The sequence below is a fragment of the Lysinibacillus sp. GW821-FHT14F06 genome (genome assembly GCF_058803665.1).
Genome location: NZ_JBXAPF010000074.1, coordinates 1 through 827 on the forward strand (window position 1 = coordinate 1; position 827 = coordinate 827).

At 37.6% G+C, this 827-nt stretch carries 1 protein-coding gene; it reads left to right on the forward strand.

Translation table 11 applies throughout. The annotated features are described in order from the left end of the window. Positions 1 to 827, forward strand: an 827-nt coding sequence (locus AC1RNS_RS26430) for a transposase (RefSeq protein ID WP_492996778.1), incomplete at both ends; no start/stop codon positions are given.

The following is an 827-nucleotide window of genomic DNA, read 5'->3' on the forward strand; positions in this document are numbered from 1 at the left end:
AAATTCCCAAAGAAAGCCCGCACACAATTAATCGACTATATTGAACGCAAACTAAAATACCAAAGAGACTTCGAAATCTTTGACGAACGAAATAGTTATTCGAAAACAGACCCAGATGCGACATTTATGCGTATGAAAGATGACTATATGAAAAATGGTCAATTGAAGGCAGGTTATAACATACAAGTGGCAACAGAAGGTCAGTATGCACTTGCCTACAGCATATTTCCCAATCCAGCGGATACACGTACATTAATCCCATTTTTAGATGAAATCGAACAACATTATTTTAAGCTACCAAAACACATCGTCGCAGATGCCGGATATGGCAGTGAACAAAATTATGATGATATCCTTTCGAATCGTAAGCGAGAAGCTTTAATCACGTACACCATGTATGTAAAAGAACAGAAGAAAACGTATAAGCAAAACGAATTCAATACAGCGAACTGGGATTATGATAAAGAAAATGATCGATACACATGCCCAAACCAACAACATCTTGTATTTAAATATCGTACCACGAAAACGGATAAGTATGATTTCACGCGTGAGTTTAAGGTATATGAATGTGAAGACTGTTCCGGATGCCCCCTCCGTTCATTATGTACAAAAGCAAAAGAAGGAAATAATCGTAAGTTAATGGTGAATGAGAAGTGGGAACAACAAAAAGAATATGTGAGAGCAAAGCTTTCAGAAGAAAAAACGAGTACCCTTTATCGTCAACGCAAAATTGACGTGGAACCAGTTTTTGGATTCTTGAAGGCTAATTTGCGTTTCACTCGATTTTCTGTACGAGGAAAATCGAAGGTGGAAAACGAGATGGG